General features: G+C 55.4%; 17 protein-coding genes and 3 rRNA genes. 6 read left to right on the top strand and 14 right to left on the bottom strand.

Annotation, left to right across the window (positions count from 1 at the left end):
• Nucleotides 1–21: 21 nt before the first annotated feature.
• From rsmG to BQ5379_RS03690, 7 genes are all read right to left on the bottom strand, one after another.
• Nucleotides 22–627 (bottom strand): 16S rRNA (guanine(527)-N(7))-methyltransferase RsmG, encoded by a 606-nt coding sequence (gene rsmG / locus BQ5379_RS03660; protein WP_071134188.1) that lies wholly within the window; start codon nucleotides 625–627, stop codon nucleotides 22–24.
• A 151-nt stretch (nucleotides 628–778) separates the two neighbouring features.
• The gene (locus BQ5379_RS03665) at nucleotides 779–1,357 is read right to left on the bottom strand and encodes an RNA polymerase sigma factor (RefSeq protein WP_071134189.1); all 579 of its coding nucleotides are present in this window, start codon (nucleotides 1,355–1,357) and stop codon (nucleotides 779–781) included.
• The gene (locus tag BQ5379_RS03670; RefSeq protein ID WP_083377563.1) at nucleotides 1,348–2,496 is read right to left on the bottom strand and encodes a glycosyltransferase; all 1,149 of its coding nucleotides are present in this window, start codon (nucleotides 2,494–2,496) and stop codon (nucleotides 1,348–1,350) included. Before BQ5379_RS03670 ends, BQ5379_RS03665 begins: the two co-directional genes overlap by 10 nt.
• Nucleotides 2,497–2,581: 85 nt before the next feature.
• On the bottom strand, nucleotides 2,582–3,157 hold the full coding sequence (locus tag BQ5379_RS11390; protein ID WP_317039296.1) for a methylated-DNA--[protein]-cysteine S-methyltransferase: 576 nt from the start codon (nucleotides 3,155–3,157) through the stop codon (nucleotides 2,582–2,584).
• Between the two features lie 475 nt (nucleotides 3,158–3,632).
• Nucleotides 3,633–3,745 (bottom strand): 5S ribosomal RNA (gene rrf / locus BQ5379_RS03680).
• A gap of 92 nt (nucleotides 3,746–3,837) precedes the next feature.
• Nucleotides 3,838–6,716: ribosomal RNA gene (locus BQ5379_RS03685) — 23S ribosomal RNA — on the bottom strand.
• A gap of 229 nt (nucleotides 6,717–6,945) precedes the next feature.
• Nucleotides 6,946–8,475 (bottom strand): 16S ribosomal RNA (locus tag BQ5379_RS03690).
• The 16S, 23S and 5S rRNA genes sit together here, the layout of an rRNA operon.
• A gap of 966 nt (nucleotides 8,476–9,441) precedes the next feature.
• Here BQ5379_RS03690 and mazG point away from each other — a divergent pair.
• Genes mazG through BQ5379_RS03705 form a run of 3 tightly spaced genes read left to right on the top strand, consistent with a single transcriptional unit; the run spans nucleotide 9,442 to nucleotide 11,710 of the window.
• The gene (gene mazG, locus BQ5379_RS03695) at nucleotides 9,442–10,230 is read left to right on the top strand and encodes a nucleoside triphosphate pyrophosphohydrolase (protein WP_071134190.1); all 789 of its coding nucleotides are present in this window, start codon (nucleotides 9,442–9,444) and stop codon (nucleotides 10,228–10,230) included.
• A 12-nt stretch (nucleotides 10,231–10,242) separates the two neighbouring features.
• On the top strand, nucleotides 10,243–11,178 hold the full coding sequence (locus tag BQ5379_RS03700) for a DUF4349 domain-containing protein (RefSeq protein ID WP_071134191.1): 936 nt from the start codon (nucleotides 10,243–10,245) through the stop codon (nucleotides 11,176–11,178).
• A gap of 7 nt (nucleotides 11,179–11,185) precedes the next feature.
• A complete protein-coding gene (locus BQ5379_RS03705) occupies nucleotides 11,186–11,710 on the top strand; it encodes a gamma carbonic anhydrase family protein (RefSeq protein WP_071134192.1) in 525 nt (174 codons plus the stop codon).
• A 312-nt stretch (nucleotides 11,711–12,022) separates the two neighbouring features.
• On the opposite strand, the gene BQ5379_RS03710 is transcribed toward BQ5379_RS03705, so the two are convergent.
• The gene (locus tag BQ5379_RS03710) at nucleotides 12,023–12,724 is read right to left on the bottom strand and encodes a Dph6-related ATP pyrophosphatase (protein WP_071135531.1); all 702 of its coding nucleotides are present in this window, start codon (nucleotides 12,722–12,724) and stop codon (nucleotides 12,023–12,025) included.
• A 131-nt stretch (nucleotides 12,725–12,855) separates the two neighbouring features.
• On the opposite strand from BQ5379_RS03710, the gene gyrB reads away from it, so the two are divergent.
• A complete protein-coding gene (gene gyrB / locus BQ5379_RS03715) occupies nucleotides 12,856–14,817 on the top strand; it encodes a DNA topoisomerase (ATP-hydrolyzing) subunit B (protein WP_071135532.1) in 1,962 nt (653 codons plus the stop codon).
• 551 nt (nucleotides 14,818–15,368) lie between these two features.
• On the opposite strand, the gene BQ5379_RS03720 is transcribed toward gyrB, so the two are convergent.
• The 3 genes from BQ5379_RS03720 to BQ5379_RS03730 form a co-directional block, all read right to left on the bottom strand.
• Nucleotides 15,369–15,926 (bottom strand): DUF5606 family protein, encoded by a 558-nt coding sequence (locus BQ5379_RS03720; protein WP_071134193.1) that lies wholly within the window; start codon nucleotides 15,924–15,926, stop codon nucleotides 15,369–15,371.
• Nucleotides 15,927–15,998: 72 nt separating this feature from the next.
• A complete protein-coding gene (coaE, locus tag BQ5379_RS03725) occupies nucleotides 15,999–16,619 on the bottom strand; it encodes a dephospho-CoA kinase (protein WP_071134194.1) in 621 nt (206 codons plus the stop codon).
• Nucleotides 16,620–17,570, bottom strand: a complete 951-nt coding sequence (locus BQ5379_RS03730; RefSeq protein WP_071134195.1) for a YbbR-like domain-containing protein — start codon at nucleotides 17,568–17,570, stop codon at nucleotides 16,620–16,622.
• A gap of 313 nt (nucleotides 17,571–17,883) precedes the next feature.
• Here BQ5379_RS03730 and BQ5379_RS03735 point away from each other — a divergent pair, with 313 nt between their 5' ends.
• On the top strand, nucleotides 17,884–18,474 hold the full coding sequence (locus tag BQ5379_RS03735; protein ID WP_071134196.1) for an RNA polymerase sigma factor: 591 nt from the start codon (nucleotides 17,884–17,886) through the stop codon (nucleotides 18,472–18,474).
• A gap of 328 nt (nucleotides 18,475–18,802) precedes the next feature.
• On the opposite strand, the gene BQ5379_RS03740 is transcribed toward BQ5379_RS03735, so the two are convergent.
• Nucleotides 18,803–19,597: a Cof-type HAD-IIB family hydrolase gene (locus BQ5379_RS03740; protein WP_071134197.1), complete on the bottom strand. Its 795-nt coding sequence runs from the start codon at nucleotides 19,595–19,597 to the stop codon at nucleotides 18,803–18,805.
• An 87-nt stretch (nucleotides 19,598–19,684) separates the two neighbouring features.
• Between BQ5379_RS03740 and BQ5379_RS11210 the strand changes: the two genes are divergently transcribed.
• Nucleotides 19,685–19,843: a hypothetical protein gene (locus BQ5379_RS11210; protein ID WP_159431208.1), complete on the top strand. Its 159-nt coding sequence runs from the start codon at nucleotides 19,685–19,687 to the stop codon at nucleotides 19,841–19,843.
• On the opposite strand, the gene BQ5379_RS03745 is transcribed toward BQ5379_RS11210, so the two are convergent.
• Both BQ5379_RS03745 and BQ5379_RS03750 read right to left on the bottom strand, forming a co-directional pair.
• On the bottom strand, nucleotides 19,814–20,827 hold the full coding sequence (locus BQ5379_RS03745; protein WP_071134198.1) for an ABC transporter ATP-binding protein: 1,014 nt from the start codon (nucleotides 20,825–20,827) through the stop codon (nucleotides 19,814–19,816). The two genes, BQ5379_RS11210 and BQ5379_RS03745, sit on opposite strands and share 30 nt — an antisense overlap.
• Complete coding sequence (locus BQ5379_RS03750) at nucleotides 20,827–21,816, bottom strand: iron chelate uptake ABC transporter family permease subunit (RefSeq protein WP_394332050.1); 990 nt, start codon at nucleotides 21,814–21,816, stop codon at nucleotides 20,827–20,829. Before BQ5379_RS03750 ends, BQ5379_RS03745 begins: the two co-directional genes overlap by 1 nt.
• Nucleotides 21,817–21,961: the final 145 nt, after the last annotated feature.

The following is a 21,961-nucleotide window of genomic DNA, read 5'->3' on the forward strand; positions in this document are numbered from 1 at the left end:
GCCCCCACACAGTTCACCCACCTATTTCTTCGGCAACACCAGCACCTTTTTTGTCTCAAAAAACTCTCCGTCGAACCAGGTCGAGACAGGCAGTTGCTCCGTATGGCGTCCGGCTTCGGCAATTTCAGCCTCCAGATCGCCCCCCTTCAGATAAAGGATTCCGTACGTCGTTCGTCCCCAGGTCCATCCCACAAAAGTCTTCAGATCGGTCACCGCGCGGCTGACCACCCAATCGAAACGGCTCTTACCACCGTCCAACTGTTCGACCCGGCAATGCTCGGCCCGAACGTTCGTCAGCCCCAGCGCCGAAGCCACCTCACGCACCACCTTGATCTTTTTCCCGATACTGTCCACCAGCGTAAACTGCACGTCGGGATAATAGACCGCCAACGGAATGCCCGGGAAACCTCCCCCGCACCCAACATCCAGCACACTTTCACCCGCTGCGATCAGGTCTGTTTTGGCAATGGCCAACGAATGCAAAATGTGATGCTCCTCCACCTGCTCGATATCCTTGCGGGAAATAACATTGATTTTGGCGTTCCACTCTTTGTAAAGATCGGGCATCGCCACAAACTGCTCTCGCTGTCGCGGTGTCAGGTTCGGGAAATAACGGTCGATGAGCATCGTATAAAAAGTTTATGGATTAACAACAATCAGTGAATACGGCAACCTCACACTTCAACTCTATTTTTCTTTTCAGTTGACAAAAACCGCCCTGGGTCAATCGGTTTCTATCCTTAAAAACTCCCAATTGCCACCCCCTGGCCACGCACATTCAGAGCAATTTTCGAGCCGTAATAAGGGCGCACAACTTTTCCCGCGCACGGTGGATCTGCGTTTTTACCGTTCCGATCGGCATGGCCAGCTTCTCGGCAATCTCTTCGTAAGAGTATTCGCCCACAAAACGCAGTTCGATCATGGTGCGATACCGCGGCGGAAGCTCCCCCATCAGGCTGTCGAGCAACCGGCTCCGCTGACTGGAGATAATCCGCTCCTCGGGGTTGGGCATGTCGCACGGAGGATTGATCTCGCAACCGTTCCGGTTGTCGATCGACACGGTGGTTCCGGCCGACCGTTTCCGCCGTGTGTAATCGATGAACAGGTTGCGGGCAATGGTATAAATCCACTGTCCGAATGTAAACTCGGCATTGTAACGGGGCAGGTTGAAATAAGCCTTTACGTAGGTCTCCTGAATAATATCCCCGGCATCCTGCTCGTCGCCGCACTTGCTGAGGATCGCGGCGTAGAGCTGCCTCCGATAACGATCGAAAAGGGTCTCGTAACAGATGGTATTACCGGCCAGGGTCTGTTCGATCAGTTGCTGATCGGTCCGGTTGTCGGGCATTATATCCATAGGCGCTGGCTGGGTCTGAGCTTACGGCTAATCCAAAGGAAAAGTTCGGCAACGGGTGCATACAGGTCGTACAGAAGGTAGGCCCATAACAGGCCTCGTTCGCCGACCCTGCGGGCAATCATACGCACGGAGAGGATCATGACCAACTCGCGCAGTACGAAGAGCGTGACGGCCACGATCCAGAATACCGGCGGCAACAGCACAATCAGCCATACAGCGCAGATCGTCAGCAGTGACCGTGAGAGCAATTCGCCGAAAACGCTGAAGCGCACGCGGCGCGGATAGAGGTCAAAAGCGGCCGTTCTGTAACGTTGCTCGGCATGCCACTCCTTCAAGCCGCCCCACTGGAATTGGCGGACCGTGGCTGCCGGGTTCAGAATGACGCTGGTCCGGCGTGCACAAACGGGAGCCACCTTCTGTACAAAGAGGTCATCCTCGCCCAGCGTCATCCGCAGGTGCGTGTACCCCTTGTTTCCAAAGAAAAGTTGCTTCGTGTAACCGATGTTGTTGTAGATACCGCGATAGACATTACCACGAACGGCGGCATTGAGGTAACGGATCGCGCTGGTCAGCCGCTGGCTCCGGATCAGCCGATTGGCCAGTCCGGGTTTTCGTTCAACTCCCGTGTAGCCGATCACCAGCTGCCCGCCATTGAAGCCGTGAGCCATGATCGAGAGCCACTTGTCCGAAGTGGGGATGGCATCGGAATCGGTAAAAATCAGATTTTCGTACTTGGCCGCCTTGATTCCGACCGTCAGAGCCAGTTTTTTACTGTGGCGAAAGACCGGGTCAGCCTTAATCGTGGTGAAGCGCAGATGCGGATAACGTGCCTGCATGGCGAGCAACTCGTCAGTCAGGTCGGTCTCGCTGCCGTCATCCACCACAACGACTTCATATTTGGGATGGTTCTGTGTCAGCAGTTTGGGCAGATGCTCTGCAACATAGTCAGGATCGTCGGCCACGACGACAATTACGGACACGGGCTGCACGGAGGCCCCTTCCCGTTCGCGCCAACTGTGCCGATGGGTTGCCACACAGGTATAGCGCATCCAATAAATCAATTGCGTCAGCGCGCTTACGATCAGCAGTAGGAAAATAACAATCTGATATAGAGGATAACTGGCGAAAAATTCTTTCATGCAGCGGGTTTGGGTAGTCGATACATTCCGCACTCCCGAAGGGGTGCCGTCTGGTATGCAAATATACTATATTTCCGCTCGAAATTTACAGCATAAAACGATGTTCGAGCCGCAATAGTTCGGCTTTTCGCCCCACGCCGCCACTATAGCCGGTGAGACTGCCGTCGGCACCGATCACGCGGTGACACGGCACCAAAATAGGGAGCCGATTCCGTCCGTTTGCCGCTGCCACGGCACGTACTGCAGCCGGATTACCGATCATTCGGGCCTGCTGAGCATACGTAATGGTCGTACCGTAGGGAATTTGTAACAACGCCTGCCACACACGAATCTGAAAGGGGGTCCCCACTAAATGCAGCGGTATCTGAAATTCTTTTCTTCTGCCATCAAAATACTCCTCAAGCTCAGCACGCAACCGATCGAGATACGCATGTTCTCCGTCGACCACGCGACAACCGGGCAACAACCGCATCAATCCACTCATCTCTCGCGCAATTTCAGAGCGGTCCACAAAGTCGCACATGACTACTCCCTTTTCCGAGACAAGTGCCTGCATATTTCCCAGCGACGTTTCAACAACACCTCTGATTAAATGACAATTGGCTGATATATCCGTAAATATTGGTCCCATCATCTTTGTTGCGTCAAAACCCAGCATCATAACTTCTGCAAAGAAGCCTGTACAAAGATATACCTTGCACAGTCTCCATCTCTCCTCCCGTAACGGGAAAATTTCACCCTAAAACGACTGCGCTATAAACATTATTCCTCCACCAACATCAATAACCATTGAGGCAAAGGGTACAAACAATGTTTCTTACGACTACTACACGATCGCTATAGGAGCAGCACCACAACACAATATATATCAATGATGTGGCAATGCCACAAATACTGAATACAATTCCTTCACTTCAAATTCCACTTACAGGGAAATGTCCCGCTGGCAGTTGTCATAGTTGGAGAAAACTGACCACATATTAAACGACAAAGAGGGAAGTGGGGTACGCCCACTTCCCTCTTTCATTATTAAACTATCTTTAGAATAAGTAACTAATATCTGCACATACTTATGCCTTCTTACCTGAGGATAAGTAAAACAAAAAAGGGGTTCATCGAGATGATGAACCCCTTGAAGGAGGCGGCGACCTACTCTCCCACATAAATATGCAGTACCATCGGCGCGGGCAGGTTTAACTTCTCTGTTCGGAATGGGAAGAGGTGGAGCCCTACCGCTATTGCCACCTGAAAGGTAGTGACTATTGCTAGTCCTGTATCATTATGAACCATCGCTGATTCATATGTTAACACAGTCTTAAGAACCAGTAAGAGATCCGATGCAAAGAAAGGTCTTTCGGGCGATTAGTACTACTCGGCTTTGACATCACTGCCTTTACACCTGTAGCCTATCAACGTAGTCATCTTCTACGACCCTCAAGGGAGATCTAATCTTGGGGTGGGCTTCGCGCTTAGATGCTTTCAGCGCTTATCCCGTCCCGACATGGATACCCGGCGATACACCTGGCGGCATAACCGGTAAACCAGAGGTCAGTCCAACTCGGTCCTCTCGTACTAAAGTCAGAACCCCTCAAATCTCCTACGCCCGCAACAGATAGGGACCGAACTGTCTCACGACGTTCTGAACCCAGCTCGCGTGCCACTTTAATCGGCGAACAGCCGAACCCTTGGGACCTTCTCCAGCCCCAGGATGTGACGAGCCGACATCGAGGTGCCAAACCGCTCCGTCGATATGAGCTCTTGGGAGCGATCAGCCTGTTATCCCCGGAGTACCTTTTATCCTTTGAGCGATGGCCCTTCCACTCGGAACCACCGGATCACTATGCCCTGCTTTCGCACCTGTTCGACCCGTCGGTCTCGCAGTCAAGCACCCTTGTGCCATTGCACTCTACATACGATTACCATCCGTATTGAGGGTACCTTGGGAAGCCTCCGTTACGCTTTTGGAGGCGACCACCCCAGTCAAACTACCCACCAAACGGTGTCCCCATAAGGGTTAGGATCCGAGCACAAAAAGGGCAGTATTTCAACGGCGACTCCTGAACGCCTGGCGACGCCCATTCATAGTCTCCTGCCTATCCTACACATCTTGTACCCAAATCCAGCGTTAAGCTGCAGTAAAGGTTCACGGGGTCTTTCCGTCCCGTTGCGGGTACCCGGCATCTTCACCGGGACTACAATTTCACCGAGCTCACGGTTGAGACAGTGTCCAGATCGTTACACCATTCGTGCAGGTCGGAACTTACCCGACAAGGAATTTCGCTACCTTAGGACCGTTATAGTTACGGCCGCCGTTTACCGGGGCTTCGATTCAATGCTTCTTCTTGCGAATGACATCCCCTCTTAACCTTCCGGCACCGGGCAGGTGTCAGGCCATATACGTCGTCTTTCGAATTTGCATAGCCCTGTGTTTTTGTTAAACAGTCGCCTGGACCTTTTCGCTGCGCCTCACATCGCTGTGAGGACCCCTTCTCCCGAAGTTACGGGGTCATTTTGCCTAGTTCCTTAACCGTGACTCACTCGAGCACCTGAGGATACTCTCCTCGACCACCTGTGTCGGTTTACGGTACGGGCCGCTTAACTGTTAAGCTTAGAAGATTTTCTCGGAAGCCTGCTTGGGATCACTATCAAATTCCCCGAAGGGTCTCTGTACTGTCGGCTTTCAGCAAAGTGAAGCTGTTAACCTCACTCTTTACCTACGACCTTTAACCTACTATTCCGTCAGTAGGCGGATCTTACGCTCCTTCGTCTCTCCATCGCCAATTAAGCGGGTATCGGAATATTAACCGATTGTCCATCGAGCATCGCCTTTCGGCTGGCCCTTAGGTCCCGACTAACCCTGATCCGATTAACGTTGATCAGGAAACCTTGGTCTTGCGGTGGGCAGGTTTCTCGCCTGCCTTATCGTTACTTATGCCTACATTTGCTTTTCCATAAACTCCACGATACCTTACGATACCGCTTCGACGTCGATGGAATGCTCCCCTACCACTCCCGAAGGAGTCCAAAGCTTCGGCAATACGCTTGATGCCCGTTTATTATCCACGCACAACCGCTCGACTAGTGAGCTGTTACGCACTCTTTAAATGAATAGCTGCTTCCAAGCTAACATCCTAGCTGTCGCTGCAGTCGCACATCGTTCGTTCAACTTAGCGTATGTTTGGGGGCCTTAGCTGTTGGTCTGAGTTGTTCCTCTTTTGTCACCGGACATTAGCACCCGGCGGCTCACTGCTGACGATCATATATCTGGCATTCGGAGTTTGTCAGGATTTGGTAGGCGGTGAAGCCCCCGCATCCAATCAGTAGCTCTACCTCCAGTATACTCCGTCAACGCTGCCCCTAAAGGCATTTCGGGGAGTACGAGCTATTTCCCAGCTTGATTAGCCTTTCACCCCTACCCTCAGCTCATCCGAAAACTTTTCAACGTTTACCGGTTCGAACCTCCAGTGAGTTCTACCTCACCTTCATTCTGGCCAAGGGTAGATCGCAAGGTTTCGCGTCTACCACCACCGACTTTGGCGCCCTGTTCAGACTCGCTTTCGCTTCGGCTTCGAGCCTCTTGGCTCTTAACCTTGCCGGTGATGAGTAACTCGTAGGCTCATTATGCAAAAGGCACGCCGTCACCCCACGTAGGGGCTCCGACAGGTTGTAGGCGTACGGTTTCAGGTTCTTTTTCACCCCCCTGTTCGGGGTACTTTTCACCTTTCCCTCACGGTACTGGTCCACTATCGGTCTTATGGGAGTATTTAGCCTTGCGGGGTGGTCCCCGCAGATTCAGACAGGATTTCACGTGTCCCGCCCTACTCAGGATACCACTGTCACATAACTAACTTACCTGTAAGGGGCTTTCACCCGCTATGGCTCAACTTTCCAGTTGATTCCAGTTCGTTGTCATGATCGTTTGTGGTCCTACAACCCCATCCATGCCGTAACATGAATGGTTTAGGCTATTCCCTCTTCGCTCGCCGCTACTAAGGGAATCGAGTTTTCTTTCTTTTCCTCCGCCTACTTAGATGTTTCAGTTCAGCGGGTTGGCTCTCACATTGCTGTGAGTGACAGGCCTTCAGCCTGACAGGTTTCCCCATTCGGAAATCGCCGGATCAATTCTTTTTTGCAGATCCCCGGCGCTTATCGCAGCTTAACACGTCCTTCGTCGCCTCCATAAGCCTAGGCATCCCCCGTACGCCCTTGCATACTTTCTTTGCTACCATGCTCAAGCATGGCATCCGATATCTCGCGATATCGAACTAGTTTATTCTCTTCCTCGCTCATCTCTCAATGAGCAAGGTCGTTTCTCTTACTCGTTCTTAATCCGTGTCAATGAACTTTGTTGGGTGTCTCGTTGCCGAGACTATTACGTCGGAATTGCTTCCGAATCAATTCAACAAAAAAGTATTGCAGTGTTTTTTTGTCTGTGAGACAAGGCTCCAGAAAGGAGGTGTTCCAGCCGCACCTTCCGGTACGGCTACCTTGTTACGACTTANGCCCTAGTTACCAGTTTTGCCCTAGGACGCTCCTTGCGGTCACGTACTTCAGGCACCCCCGGCTTCCATGGCTTGACGGGCGGTGTGTACAAGGCCCGGGAACGTATTCACCGCGCCATGGCTGATGCGCGATTACTAGCGAATCCAACTTCATGCAGGCGAGTTGCAGCCTGCAATCCGAACTGAGACCGGCTTTCCGAGATTCGCTCCATATCACTATGTCGCTGCCCTCTGTACCGGCCATTGTAACACGTGTGTCGCCCCGGACGTAAGGGCCGTGCTGATTTGACGTCATCCCCACCTTCCTCGCGGTTTACACCGGCAGTCTTCATAGAGTCCCCATCACTACATGCTGGTAACTATGAACAGGGGTTGCGCTCGTTATGGGACTTAACCCGACACCTCACGGCACGAGCTGACGACAACCATGCAGCACCTAGTTTCGTGTCCCGAAGGAAAGACCCCTTTCAGGGTCGGTCACTAACTTTCAAGCCCGGGTAAGGTTCCTCGCGTATCATCGAATTAAACCACATGTTCCTCCGCTTGTGCGGGCCCCCGTCAATTCCTTTGAGTTTCAACCTTGCGGTCGTACTCCCCAGGTGGATAACTTATCGCTTTCGCTTGGTCACCGACTGTCTATCGCCGACAACGAGTTATCATCGTTTACTGCGTGGACTACCAGGGTATCTAATCCTGTTCGCTCCCCACGCTTTCGTGCATCAGCGTCAGATACAGATTAGCAAGCTGCCTTCGCAATCGGTGTTCTGAGTAATATCTAAGCATTTCACCGCTACACTACTCATTCCGCCTGCTGCATCTGCTCTCCAGTCCGACAGTATCAGAGGCAGTCCCAGGGTTAAGCCCTGACCTTTCACCTCTAACTTACCGAACCGCCTACGCACCCTTTAAACCCAATAAATCCGGATAACGCTCGAATCCTCCGTATTACCGCGGCTGCTGGCACGGAGTTAGCCGATCCTTATTCGTACGGTACATGCACATCCCTACACGTAGGAACCGTTATTCCCGTACAAAAGCAGTTTACAATTCATAGAACCGTCATCCTGCACGCGGCATGGCTGGTTCAGGCTCTCGCCCATTGACCAATATTCCTCACTGCTGCCTCCCGTAGGAGTCTGGTCCGTGTCTCAGTACCAGTGTGGGGGACCTTCCTCTCAGAACCCCTAGACATCGTTGCCTTGGTGAGCCATTACCTCACCAACTAGCTAATGTCACGCATGTCTATCTCATACCGATAAATCTTTCACTTATCAAAGATGCCTCCGATAAGCATATGGAGTATTAGTCCGGATTTCTCCGAGTTATCCTCCAGTATGAGGCAAGTTGCATACGCGTTACGCACCCGTGCGCCGGTCGCCGACAACAAAAGCAAGCTTTTGTCTCGCTGCCCCTCGACTTGCATGTGTTAGGCCTGCCGCTAGCGTTCATCCTGAGCCAGGATCAAACTCTCCATAGTAAAATGAAAATTTGTTTGACTTGTTTCCAAGTCGTATCCTTAGCTCTTATCTCACTAACTTACAAAAAAAAATTGACTAAGCTTTGTTCGCCTTTCGTCGTTCATCGCTGAACTTCGAAAGAAAACTTGTACTACACTGCAATACTTCAAAGAACTTATCTTATCGTTCTTCCGTCTCTCCTGTCATCCCGACTCTGCCGAAATGCCCTCAAAACGGAGTGCAAAGATAATTCAAAATTTCAAAACCACCAAACTTTTTTTTGACTTTTTTTCATCGTCGCCTTGCGGCCATTTCTGAAAGAGCGTCGTTGTTTCGTGATTGCGGATGCAAAGGTAGGCACAATTTTTACTTCTGCAAATTTTTTCGAAACTATTTTTTCACGAAAATTCAATCCGCCCTCATATCTTACATTCATTCAATCACTTATATCCCGAAAAAATTTTCACTTTTTTTAGCCCATACCTCCGCCACAGCCCAAAATTCACCTAAATCCGCACCACTTCCATACCACACCACCCAACTACATTAAACCCTAAAAAAGGGAGAAACCACCCCACTCCACCGCCAAGTATACCACACAAGCTCCCTCCACACTACATTTCTGAAGCAATCCCCGCCAAACGCCAAACATATATTTAATTTATATACTGCAACGGGAAGCCATTCTATTTTACTCAACCTATCGGAGTCATTCGCTTCTCACACAAAGTCAACTCCAGGCCCCACACAACACCTCGCTCCACTATATAGAGACAACCTGCTTTCATACGTTCCTGCCACGCAACACCCCCACAAACCCCATCAATCCCAAAATTCTGAACACACAAAATAAAGCCACAAATGCTTTTAGTTTCACCCGCACCGTGCCATATATCGACCAAAGCGGTTAAATTTGCATAGACGAGACGGAGCAACCGCACACCACACCCGCGACAGATCCGTCATATGAGCCCACATTTACGCCAATGAACACGAAAGAAGAGAAACTGGCCGCATTCGGCCGCCTGCTCGACGTCATGGACGAGCTCCGCGAGAAGTGCCCCTGGGACCGCGAACAAACCATGCTATCGCTGCGCAACGCCACCATCGAAGAGTGCTTTGAACTGATGGATGCCATCGTAGCCGGCGACCCCTTATATATAAAGAAAGAATTGGGCGATCTGCTGCTGCACATCGTCTTTTACTCGAAGATCGCCCAGGAAGAGGGGCAGTTCGACATCGGCGACGTAGCCACCGCCCTGTGCGAGAAACTCATCTACCGCCACCCGCACGTTTACGACGCCACCACCGTCAAGAACGCCGGCGAAGTGCTGCAAAACTGGGAGATGCTCAAGCAGAAAGAGAAAGACGGCAACAAAACCATCCTTTCGGGCGTTCCCCGCGGGATGCCCGCCCTGCCCAAAGCCTGCCGCATTCAGCAGAAGGTATCGACCGTCGGTTTCGACTGGCCCGAGCGAAGCGCCGTATGGGAGAAAGTAGCCGAAGAGACCGCCGAAGTGCAGGCCGAGATCGACAGCAAGGATGCCGACCGCCTCGAAGCCGAATTCGGCGACCTGCTCTTCTCCGTCGTGAACGCCGCACGGCTCTACGGCGTGAACCCCGACCTGGCTCTGGAGCGGACCAACCGCAAATTCATCCAACGGTTCAGCTACATGGAGCAGCAGACCATCAAACAAGGCATTCCGCTGCAAGAGCTCAGCCTCGACCAACTCGAAGCGCTCTGGCAGGAAGCCAAAACCCACGACAACCAATAAAAACCCCATCCGATGCGACCGACTCAGTTCCACCGACTCGCCCTGCTGTCGCTGCTTGGCATCGCGCTGTGCGGATGCACCTCCCGCAGCGGAGGCAGCCAATCCTCCGACGATGCCACTGTTTACGAAGCTGAAACGGAGGCAGAAGCCATTGCGACCGAAGGGAGCGACCCGTGGGCCCTGTTCGACATGCCCACCCCTACGCTCGACACCTCCCGACGCTTCATCCGCACGGCCGAGTTCAGATTCCGCGTCAAAGATCTGCAACAGAGCATCCGGTCCATCGAAACCACCATTCGTCAACAGGGCGGCTTTGTTGAGAGCAGCGACCTGAACAACACAGTTCTTTCGCGCCAGACGGTCCCCATCAGTGCCGATTCGCTGGTCGAAACCACGACCTACGAACTCTCCTGCACCATGACCCTGCGCGTGCCCGCCGAACAGTTGGACACCACTCTGCACGCCCTGGCCCGTCACATTGACTTTCCAGACTACCGGCGCGTACAAGCCAAGGACGCCACGATCGACCTGCTGGAGCAGCGCCTCACAGGCGACCGTTACCGGAAATACGAACCCGACCTGCAGCGACAGGCCCGCAAAGACTCCTCCGTCACCCCGCTCATCAACCATGCAGCAGAGGCCGACCGAGCCCGTCTGCAACAGCTCCGACTGAACGACCGGATCCGTTTCAGCACCATTACGCTCGAAATCTACCAACGCGAGCAGACCCGCCACGAAGTACTCCCCAATCAGGAAGACATTCGCGCCTACAAACCAGGTTTCTGGTCCGAGGCCGGTGATTCGCTGACAGCCGGCTTCCGTGGTCTGCAAGTGGTCATTCTGCTATTGCTCCGCATCTGGTGGCTGTTCCTGATCGGAGCGATCGTCCTGCTGACGATCCGCTGCGTCAAACGCCGCCGCCAACACCGACAAACCCCAAAACAATAGATACAATATGGCACTGATCCGCCCCCTGAAAGGCATCACCCCCACAATCGGCGACAACTGTTTTCTGGCCGAAACCGCCGCCTTGATCGGCGACGTTACGATGGGCAACGACTGCTCCATCTGGTACGGCGCCGTCCTTCGCGGCGACGTCAACCCCATCCGCCTCGGCAATCGCGTCAACATCCAGGACTGCGCCGTACTGCACACCCTCCACGAGAAATCGGTAGTCGAACTGGGCGACAACGTTTCGGTCGGCCACAACGCCACCGTTCACGGCGCCCGTGTCGAACACGACTGTCTGATCGGGATGGGTGCCACCCTGCTCGACAACGCCGTCGTGCACAGCGGCACCATCATCGCCGCCGGCGCCCTTGTCCTCTCGAACCAGGAGTGCGATCCCGGCTGCGTCTATGCCGGCGTACCCGCCAAGAAGGTCAAGACGCTCACCCCCGAAGAGCAGCACCGCATGATTACCCTCAACGCCGAACACTACCTCACCTACTCATCGTGGTACACCGAGCCGGAAGAGTAACCCAGCCGCCCCATATTTCCGACGCTCTGCAGGAGAAACAACCACCCCGTACGCCCGGCCGGTCAATAAAAAGGGAATAAGCCCCTCTCAACGGCCGATTTTCCCATCAAATCCCACTTATTCTCCGACGGAAGCGATCTATACAAACAAGGAGCGAGGTTCCGAATGGTTCGGAACCTCGCTCCTTCTATTATTCCCAACACATCCATTCCAAACTCCGCACCACCCTATCGACACCCTTCGCCTTCGAATTCCCGCCTCCCCATTTCACAAACCACACACCACACTAACCACAGCGCTCCATCCAATACCCTATTCGCCCAACCCGGCAAACCAATATCCATAACGACGCACATCACCGTTATCCAATTTCACCTCAAAACTACGGTAGAGCGGTTCGCCCAACGTAAACGGCACCGGTTCCGAAAAGATCGGGCCATCGAAACAGAACGTATGATACTCCCCGTTCTCACCACAGCAGTCCACCCCCTCAGGCAACTCCCGCACAAATCGGTCATCGATCACCCGTCCCACCCGTTCGCGCCCCAGCCGCTCCTCCACCGTTACCACAACCGTCCGAAAGCCCCGTTTCAAGAACTCCTCCACCGCTTCATGCGAAGCGACTCCCCACAACGGTTCAACCACTTCGATCCCGCACCGCTCCAGTCGTGACTCGCGATAGCGGCGCACATCCTCCAGGAAAATATCCCCAAACACAAAGTGCGTTACCCCGCCACGCCGGAAATGCTCCACAGCCCGCTCCATCGCCGCGTCGTACCCCTCCGCCCCACTACCCACCCCGACCCTCACCACATGCAACGGGATTCCAATCCGCTCCGCCTGACACCGCAACAGCCCCTCCGGAATGGCATGCATGGTCGACTCGCCATTCTCGGCACTGACCGTCGACAGCAGAGCCACCACCTCGAAACGTTCCTCCTGCAAAATCCGATACAGAGCCAGCGCCGAATCCTTTCCGCCGCTCCAGTTGAAAACCGCCTTCAAACAATCCATATTCCCAGCAATTAGTTCCACAAAAATAACATCCCCGCTCCACCCCGCAAAGGGCTCCAGTGCTTGCACAACTCCGAGAAAAGTCGTATATTTGTCAGTTATTGAACAAACGGCACGATCCGAAACAGATTATGAGCGAAGAAGAAGTAAAAACCCCCAATAACGGAGAATACTCGGCCAGCAGCATCCAAGTGCTCGAAGGCCTGGAAGCCGTACGCAAACGTCCCTCGATGTACATCGGCGACACCGGCGAGAAAGGTCTCCACCACCTGGTCTACGAAGTCGTGGACAACTCCATCGACGAAGCGATGGCCGGCTACTGCAACACCATCGACGTCACCATCAACGAAGACAACTCAATCACCGTGACCGACAACGGCCGCGGTATCCCCACCGACTATCACCCCAAAGAGAAGAAATCGGCCCTCGAAGTGGTGCTGACCGTGCTCCACGCCGGCGGCAAGTTCGACAAAGGATCCTACAAAGTATCGGGAGGTCTGCACGGTGTGGGCGTATCGTGCGTGAACGCCCTTTCGACCGACCTCGAAGCCATCGTTCACCGTCAGGGCAAGATATTCCGCCAATGCTTCAAACGCGGCGTTCCGCAGGGCGACATCGAAGTGATCGGCACCACCGACCATACCGGTACCACCATCACCTTCAAGCCCGACCCCGAAATCTTCACCCAGACCACCTCATACAACTACGACATACTGAACTCCCGTCTGCGTGAACTTGCCTACCTCAATAAAGGCATCCACCTGAACATCACCGACAAACGCGAGAAAGACGACGAGACAGGCGAATACCGCCACGACAACTACTTCTCGCAGGAAGGTCTGAAAGAGTTCGTCAAGTACCTCGACGGCAACCGCGAACCGCTGATCGAACACATCATCCACATCACCGGCGAACGCGACGGCGTGCCCATCGAAGTCGCCCTGCAATACAACACCGGCTTCAGCGAAAACGTACACACCTACGTCAACAACATCAACACCATCGAAGGCGGTACCCATCTGACCGGTTTCCGTCGCGGTCTGACCCGTACGCTGAAAAAATACGCCGACGACAGCGGCATGCTCTCGAAGCTCAAATTCGAGATCAACGGCGACGACTTCCGCGAAGGCCTGACCGCCATCATCTCCGTGAAGGTAGCCGAGCCGCAGTTCGAAGGCCAGACCAAGACCAAACTCGGCAACAGCGAAGTGGCCGGCGCCGTGGACAACGCCGTATCGGCCGCCCTGACCAACTACCTCGAAGAGAACCCCAAAGACGCCAAAGCCATCGTCCAGAAAGTGATTCTGGCCGCCACCGCCCGTACCGCCGCCCGCAAAGCCCGCGACCTGGTACAGCGCAAGACCGTGCTCTCCGGCTCCGGTCTGCCCGGCAAGCTGGCCGACTGCTCCTCGCGCGACATGGAGATGACCGAGATGTTCCTGGTCGAAGGGGACTCCGCAGGCGGAACCGCCAAACAGGGCCGCGACCGTACCTTCCAGGCCATTCTGCCGCTTCGCGGTAAGATTCTGAACGTCGAGAAGGCCACCGACCACAAGATGTACGACAACGAGGAGATCAAGAACATCTTCACCGCACTGGGCGTGACCATCGGCACCGAAGAGGACAGCAAGGCCCTCAACCTGAGCAAGCTGCGCTACGGCAAGGTGATTATCATGACCGATGCCGATGTGGACGGAAGCCACATTGCCACCCTGATCATGACCTTCTTCTTCCGCCGGATGCCCGACATTATCCAGAACGGTCACCTGTTCATCGCCACCCCGCCGCTCTACCTCGTCAAGAAAGGCAACCAGAAACAGCGTTACTGCTGGACCGACGAAGAGCGCATCGCGACCATCGAAGAGTTCGGTACCAAAGGCGTACACACCCAGCGATACAAAGGTTTGGGTGAAATGAACGCCGAGCAGTTGTGGGAGACGACCATGAACCCCGCCACCCGCATCCTGCGTCAGGTAACCATCGAGAGCGCCGCCGAAGCCGACCGCATCTTCTCGATGCTGATGGGCGACGACGTACCGCCCCGCCGCGAATTTATCGAACGCAACGCCAAATACGCCAACATCGACGCATAGCGCGTCCAGCGCATACCGATAAAAGGAGTCCCCGCCATTACACGTAAATGGCGGGGACTCTTTTTTATATATGGAATTACCATCCGAAAACTACGGGAGAAGATACCACGGCCGCCCGCAACAGCTGTACCAACCAACCTGTTCAATCGTCCCATGCCGGTTTTGCACAATCAGTTTGACACGATCAAATAATGACGTTCCGATCACAGACGCCGAAAAATCCGCAGCCAATACCCTCCTCAACAATTCTCCTTCCCAGCCACCAGCACACACATCCGCCTTACCCTGGAGACAAAACGCACTTTGCAGGACATTTTTCTCCTGACTACCGTCCCATTTCTCCATCAGGCAGGCAACCCGCTACGCCCACTCAAGATTACGTTCCTTTTGCAGACACCCTATCCCACCCCACCACCCCATTCAAAAGCCTCAACAACATTCCGCCAGTGTCCCGCCTGCCGCCACATAAAAAAAGCGTCCTTTCCACAACAGGAAAGGACGCTTCGCTATTCCAATAAAATCGCTTGCAGGAACGGGCTCGACCGACCAGACTACTGCGCCTTGCGAGCCGTCGTGCTGCGGGCAGCCGGAGCTTTCGAATGACTTTCGGCCTTCTGCACACGCTGAGCAGCCGGAGCCACGTTGCGTTTGGCCGGAGCCTGTTTTTTCGGCACAGCCACTTCGGCAACCTCATCCGCACCCGCTTCGCCTTCTTCAGCCGATTTGAACGACGTCATGCCGGCAGCGACCAGTGCGTTGTACCACTGAGCGATCTTTTTGATATCCGAGTTGTGGACCCGTTCGGTATCGTAGTCCGGGAGGATCGACACCATGAACGATTTGAGTTCGTCAGGCGATGATTTCGAGGTGAGCGACACCGGTTCACCCGCATGTTTGTCATAGGCCGACTGAAGCACGTCGCCCAGCGCCACCTCCGACGACTGCGTGAAGACCGCAATATCGCCGAGAGCACTTACTTTCGTCGCACCGCCGACCATGGTCCGACGGCCATCCGCCAACGATTCGACAATAATGCCGCCTTTACCCTGAGCCACATATTTATAGAGCCCCGGGGCGCCCGATATTGCCAAAATCTCCTTTAATTCCATATCAATTTTCAGGTTTATGATTATCCATTTACACGATCCATCGATCGTGAGGGCAAATGTACACAAAAAATCCTATATACGCGCCCTCCAGCCGCACAAAGCCCCATGCAGTTCGACCACCTGGGGGATCAGGAGATGCCTGTCGTCGGCCACCACCACACGATCGGCGAACGAGAGTCGCTTTTGCTCGTCCATTTGCGCCGCGATACGCGCCAGCGCCTGCTCACGCGAAGCCCCGTCACGCCGCATGACCCGCTCCACCCTCACCTCGACAGACGCCGTGACGGCCACCAGGCAATCCATCCTCCGCCAGCCGCCCGACTCGATCAGCACGGCCGCCTCCTCAACCACATAGGCCGGTCGCCGCGCCGCACCGTCGCATCTTTCGGCCCACGCCGCAAAATCGCGTTCGACGGCCGGATGCACCAGCCCGTTCAGGCGTTCCAGCAGCGTCGCATCCGAAAAGACACGCCCCGCAATCATCTGCCGATTCAGCGTTCCGTCCGCACCGTAGGCATCTGCACCGAACAGACCGACGATACCGCGTCGCAGTTCATCGTCGTCGACCATCAGCGCTTTGGCCCGGTCGTCCGCCACATAGACCGCCGCACCCATCATCTCCAGCAGACGCGCCACGGTACTCTTGCCGCTGCCGATACCTCCGGTCAGTCCGACCCGTAATAATCTGTCCACTTATTTAATCGTAAAAAAAGGTTCCACGAATTGCGGTTCGACCCGCAGGATTTCGGTTCCGGCCGGCAGCGAGTCGATCCGAACGGCACATTTTCCGCTCTCGAGCGCCCGAACCTGGCTGTAATCGACACAGGCATGCAGCTGCTCCTCCCGGATGCGTTCATAGTCGCGCAGCGGCACGTTAACCACCACCTGCACCCGCGACGGCACGATGGTCGCCTGCACCCCTTGGGGCATATGTTCGACCTTGACAGGCAGCTCAAGCGTATGCTGCGTGAAAGGAAGCACCTCGGCCAGATAATCGACCTCGGTGATCGGGAGCATCACCTCATCGTTTTTTTCCAATGCCACACGTCCGACCACATTCGACTTCACATTCTTATATCTGCGTCGCGCAGTCATCACGGCCTCCATCGAATCCAGCACCACCTTGGGGCCGCGCACCTCCACCGAATCGGGACCACACTTCACCCCGCCGACCAGCATGTATTGCTGCGCCGTTTCGATTTCGATCCGGCTGCGCACCGGCATTCGCCGAATTTCGACCGGCGACACCGCGATTGTCAGCGCCGTATCCAGAATTTCGTGAATCCGCATATCCTTGACCGCCCCGGCGAGCGCTCCCGTCAACGAACCCTTATCAACGCGGAACATGCGCTCCGTACCTTCTATGGGGAGCAGGGTCAGTTGTGACATGGGAATCACGATCCGTTCGCCCAACTTAAGTTTATAGGCCATCAGCCTACCACCCACTCCCTCCACGCGACAGTTCACCTCGCCGGTAGGCTTTTCGATCCACAGTTTCGACGAAAAGTCATTCTGCACCTCGACCGGCAGCACAACCTCGGTCGTATAGCGGTTTCCGAGTTTGTCGCCGTACCACAGCAGGATAGCGATCAGCAGAAAGACCCAAAAAGAGGGTTTTATGTAATGTGACAGTTTGCGTTTCATACCTCACACAAAGATACGTAAAAAGGAGTCGGATTCACCAGCCCGAAGCGGTGTTCCCGGCAACTTTCCGCAGGCAGAGGCACCCACGGGTCATTCCAGTGAGCCGTGAGGTGACAAAACGACGTTTTGATTTTTGGCACGCATTTTGCAAGGATTATACCGCACCGGGGAGATCGCCAGGATTCGAAAATCCCCCCGATTTTGCAAGAATGAAAAAAAACAACTATCTTGCAGCAGTAAATTAACCAGAAAAACCCATCGCCTATCGACAGACATCTACTCGAAACCAAATAAATACAAAGGAGTAGACGCAATGAACAACGAAATCAGAAGCGACAATGACCAAATGTTGCTGAAGTCATTCATTGGAGGCGATGAATCTGCGATCACGACCCTTATCGAACGTCACCGGAAGAAGGTATATAACTATATTCTGATGTTGGTCAAAGACCAGCAGACAGCCGATGACCTCTTTCAGGAAACCTTCATCAAAGTCATAGCCAGCCTGCGCGCCGGTCGATACTCGGAGAACGGGAAATTCATCTCGTGGGTTTTGCGTATTGCCCACAACCAGGTCATCGACCACTTCCGCGGCAACAAGAAGCCGACCCACATCACCAGCGACGATGCAGGTTACGACATTCTGAACAACAAGAAGCTGGCCGACCGCAACATCGAAGAGGAGATGATCCACGAACAGATCGAGCAGGACGTTCGCAACCTGATCAACCACCTGCCCGTCGAGCAACGCGAAGTGGTGGTCCTACGCCACTATTTCGACCTCAGTTTCAAAGAGATCGCCCAGCAGACCGGCGTAAGCATCAACACCGCACTGGGCCGGATGCGCTACGCACTGATCAACCTGCGCAAACTGATCGACGAAAAGCAGATCGCCTTCGCCTAAGACCACGCGCACGGGTATTCCTGTGCCACAGCAACAAATCAGCAGGCGCGTTCCGTCACGATGACGGAACGCGCCTGCTGATTATAAAGAATGCCCCTCGGGAGATTTTCCCGCTCCTACCTACCCAACCCGTACCTGCCCGCTCCGCCCGGCCCGTCTGCTCCCAATTCACACAACGCGTTTTCGATCGGGCACAGTCACTACCCTTCCGCGCCATTTGAGCCCCCGGAAGTATTCATTCCCGCCCGCACTTTTCCCTGCCAAAATCACCATCGGCACCAACAGGAAACGCCCCCGCTCCCGCTTCGCGCAGACATGAACGGAAGTTTCAGTCAATCACGCCGAAATGGCGCAGTGCCCGTGCGATTCCATGATCGTCCACCGAAGTGGTAACATAGCTCGCCGCCCGCTTCACCTCCTGTTCGGCATTTCCCATGGCCACTGACAACCCCACATGCTGCAGCATCGGAATATCGTTTCCGCCATCCCCGAAAGCCATCGCTTCGTCAAGCGCAATGCCGTACGATTCGAGCATACGATCGATTCCCTCCGCCTTGCTCACACCCGCCGGCACCACATCCGCAAACAGCGGACACCACCGCATCGCACGACAATTCGGCAGCACGTCGCGCATCAACTGCGGCTCCACATCGGTTCCGAAAAAGGCTATCAACTGCAACACCCCTTTGCGAGCCTTCGCACACCACTCCTCGAACGGCACGATCTGCGCCCGGTTTTCCGTCTCGACCAGTTTGCGCACCCGCGTAACACGGTCATCGACAAAATTGATACACATCTCCCGCTCACCGGCCAGCACACAGGCAAAACGGCCATCACCCCGCTGCCACTCGATCAGCCGCTCGATATCGCCGCGATCGATCTCGCGTCGGAAGATCACCTCACCCTCGCGCGTCATGCACAGCCCGCCGTTCAGCGCCACATAGCCGTCAAACGGAAAATTCACACACGGAAAAATATCCAGCGGGTGACGCCCCGATGCAATAAAGAGTTTGACACCCCGCTCGCGCAGCGCGGCCAGGGCTTCCCGCGTCGAAGCGGGTATTTCATGCGTCCGGAAACTGATCAACGTTCCGTCGATGTCGAAAAAAATCGCTTTTACCATACAAATACATTCAATGCGAAGGCTCCACGTACAATAGATTCCGCCGGCGAGCCGTTCATAAGATACGTATCATCAAAAAAATCCCCCATGACCGAGTTTCTACAAGACGATGCGCTCCTGATGCAGGAGGTCACCGACGGCGATCCCGAGCTTTTGGCGATCGACCTCTGGTTACACGACGCCTTCGAGCGACTGCGCGAGCAGGAGGAATCCTCGTCACCGCAGCCGGACGCACTGCCTCAGTAGCGTCGCCAGTTCCCGACAGTTGTCCGCCGTCGCCGACGAACTCCGTCCGAGATTCGTCACGATAAACCTTTCATCCGGCAACACCTCCACCTTCGCCACTGCATCCGCCGTCTCCGTCACCAGGCGAAAACCACACCGTTCGGCCACCCGTTCGGCCCACCGGGCGAGTTGCCGATCCGATCCCGTCTCCATCACCACCCCCCACTCTATCGGCCGTTCCAGCCGTACGCCACCCTCCGTCGTGAGCGTCAGCGGCGTTCCCTCGAACATGGCATTCAACGCCCCGCCGCGCATCAGGTCTTCCGGCGCACCCGCCGCTACGCCACGAGCCGTCATCACCCACAGCGCATCGCACAACTGCACGGCCGTCGAGAGATCGTGCGACGAATAAACCACCGTTTTACCCGTATCGTGGGCCAAGTCACGCAACAGCAGAGCCACCTGGTAGCGGTTCGGCAGATCGAGAAAAGCCGTGGGTTCATCGAGCAGCATCAGCGGCGTATCCTGCGCCAGTGCCCGGGCAATCATCACCCGCTGTCGCTCGCCATCGCTGAGCGTTTCGAGCGGTTTGTCGCGGAAAGCGGCCATTCCAACCCTCTCCAAAGCCTCATCCACCACCCGACCGTCCTCCTCCGAGAGGGTTCCGAACCACCCCGTATAGGGTGCCCGTCCCATGGCCACCACCTCACGCACCCGCAAGTGAGCCACCGTCACCTGCTCCGTAGTCACGAAAGCGATCCGCCGCGCCCGGTCACGGGCCGTCATCGCCGAAAGCTCCAACCCGTCGAGACTCACCTCGCCGTGCAGCGGACGCCGCACCCCAGCCAGAACGCGCAGCAAGGTACTCTTCCCCACGCCGTTTCGCCCCAGCAGGGCGATCAATTCGCCCTCGGGCACCTCCAGCGAGAGGTGTTCGGCCAGCAAACGCCGCCCGCCCTGCCGCTGTACATATCCGAGTGTAATATCCTGAAGCTGCAGTTTCATTACATCACCCTCCCCCGTTTACTGTTCACCACGACCATCACCACCACCGGAATGCCGAGCAGTGCCGTAATGGTATTGACCGGCAGCACCAGGTCCGTCCCCGGCAGCTGAGAGATCAGGTCGCAAAAGAGCATCATATCGGCCCCTACGAGAACAGCCGCCGGAAGCAGTATCCGGTGGTCTGCCCGTCGGAAAACCATGCGGGCCACGTGCGGCACGGCGATTCCGACAAAACCGATCGGCCCGCAGAAAGCCGTCACACTGCCGGCCAGCAGCGAAGTGGCCAGAAAGATCACCCCGCGGACCTGCCGGATCGAGACCCCCATGCTTCGGGCATACCCTTCGCCCAGCAGCAGCAGGTTCAACGGTTTGACCGACAGGGCCGCCAGCAGCAGACCGGCCGCCACACAGGCCACCATGATGAGCAGTTGCCCGTGCGAGAGACCGCCGAGGCTGCCCATCGACCAGATCACGAACCCCTTGAGGGCCGCATCGTTGCTGAAGTACTGCAACACATCGACGAAGGCCGAGGCTGCGCTGCCGAACATCATGCCGAGGATCAGCACCGCCATAATATCCTTGATGCGTGCCGAGACGGCCATCACCAGCAGCAGGATGGCGGCAGCACCGATCCACGCCGAAGCCGCGACACCGAGGTCCCTGGCCAGACCGGCCGATCCGAGCATCGGCAGCCCCAACAGAAAGATGGCGACACCGAGGCTTGCACCGGAGCTGACCCCGAGCACATAGGGCCCGGCCAGCGGGTTCCGGAAGACGGTCTGCATCAGTAGGCCGCTGGCCGAGAGGGCGGCACCGGCCAGCAGGGCAACGATAGCCTTGGGGAGCCGGAAGTCGAAGAGGATGCGGCGCGTGATTTCGCCCGCGGCCTGATCGCCCCAGGGCCACACCACACCGGTCGACCCGACGATGACATCGGCAGCGAAGAGTGCCACGAGCAGCACCAGAAAGAGGGTAAATTTCAGTTTCAAAGCCATTCGATTCTGCGGCCTCAACCGTACGGGAGCATGCTCCACAGCGCACCATCCGCCGTCTGACCGCAAGAGGTCCGTAACAACAGAGAGCGGCCCGGTCGTACCCGCTCACTCCCGTGAACCGGGCACACCGGGCCGCCAC

This window comes from Millionella massiliensis, from assembly GCF_900104655.1.
Taxonomy (GTDB): Bacteria; Bacteroidota; Bacteroidia; order Bacteroidales; family Rikenellaceae; genus Rikenella; species Rikenella massiliensis.

Excerpts from the sequence above, each read along its gene's own strand:
- rsmG (WP_071134188.1), bottom strand. The coding sequence starts at position 627 with ATGCTCATCGACCGTTATTTCCCGAACCTGACACCGCGACAGCGAGAG.
- BQ5379_RS03665 (WP_071134189.1), bottom strand. The coding sequence starts at position 1,357 with ATGGATATAATGCCCGACAACCGGACCGATCAGCAACTGATCGAACAG.
- BQ5379_RS03670 (WP_083377563.1), bottom strand. The coding sequence starts at position 2,496 with ATGAAAGAATTTTTCGCCAGTTATCCTCTATATCAGATTGTTATTTTC.
- BQ5379_RS11390 (WP_317039296.1), bottom strand. The coding sequence starts at position 3,157 with ATGATGCTGGGTTTTGACGCAACAAAGATGATGGGACCAATATTTACG.
- mazG (WP_071134190.1), top strand. The coding sequence starts at position 9,442 with ATGAACACGAAAGAAGAGAAACTGGCCGCATTCGGCCGCCTGCTCGAC.
- BQ5379_RS03700 (WP_071134191.1), top strand. The coding sequence starts at position 10,243 with ATGCGACCGACTCAGTTCCACCGACTCGCCCTGCTGTCGCTGCTTGGC.
- BQ5379_RS03705 (WP_071134192.1), top strand. The coding sequence starts at position 11,186 with ATGGCACTGATCCGCCCCCTGAAAGGCATCACCCCCACAATCGGCGAC.
- BQ5379_RS03710 (WP_071135531.1), bottom strand. The coding sequence starts at position 12,724 with ATGGATTGTTTGAAGGCGGTTTTCAACTGGAGCGGCGGAAAGGATTCG.
- gyrB (WP_071135532.1), top strand. The coding sequence starts at position 12,856 with ATGAGCGAAGAAGAAGTAAAAACCCCCAATAACGGAGAATACTCGGCC.
- BQ5379_RS03720 (WP_071134193.1), bottom strand. The coding sequence starts at position 15,926 with ATGGAATTAAAGGAGATTTTGGCAATATCGGGCGCCCCGGGGCTCTAT.
- BQ5379_RS03730 (WP_071134195.1), bottom strand. The coding sequence starts at position 17,570 with ATGAAACGCAAACTGTCACATTACATAAAACCCTCTTTTTGGGTCTTT.
- BQ5379_RS03735 (WP_071134196.1), top strand. The coding sequence starts at position 17,884 with ATGAACAACGAAATCAGAAGCGACAATGACCAAATGTTGCTGAAGTCA.
- BQ5379_RS03740 (WP_071134197.1), bottom strand. The coding sequence starts at position 19,597 with ATGGTAAAAGCGATTTTTTTCGACATCGACGGAACGTTGATCAGTTTC.
- BQ5379_RS11210 (WP_159431208.1), top strand. The coding sequence starts at position 19,685 with ATGACCGAGTTTCTACAAGACGATGCGCTCCTGATGCAGGAGGTCACC.
- BQ5379_RS03745 (WP_071134198.1), bottom strand. The coding sequence starts at position 20,827 with ATGAAACTGCAGCTTCAGGATATTACACTCGGATATGTACAGCGGCAG.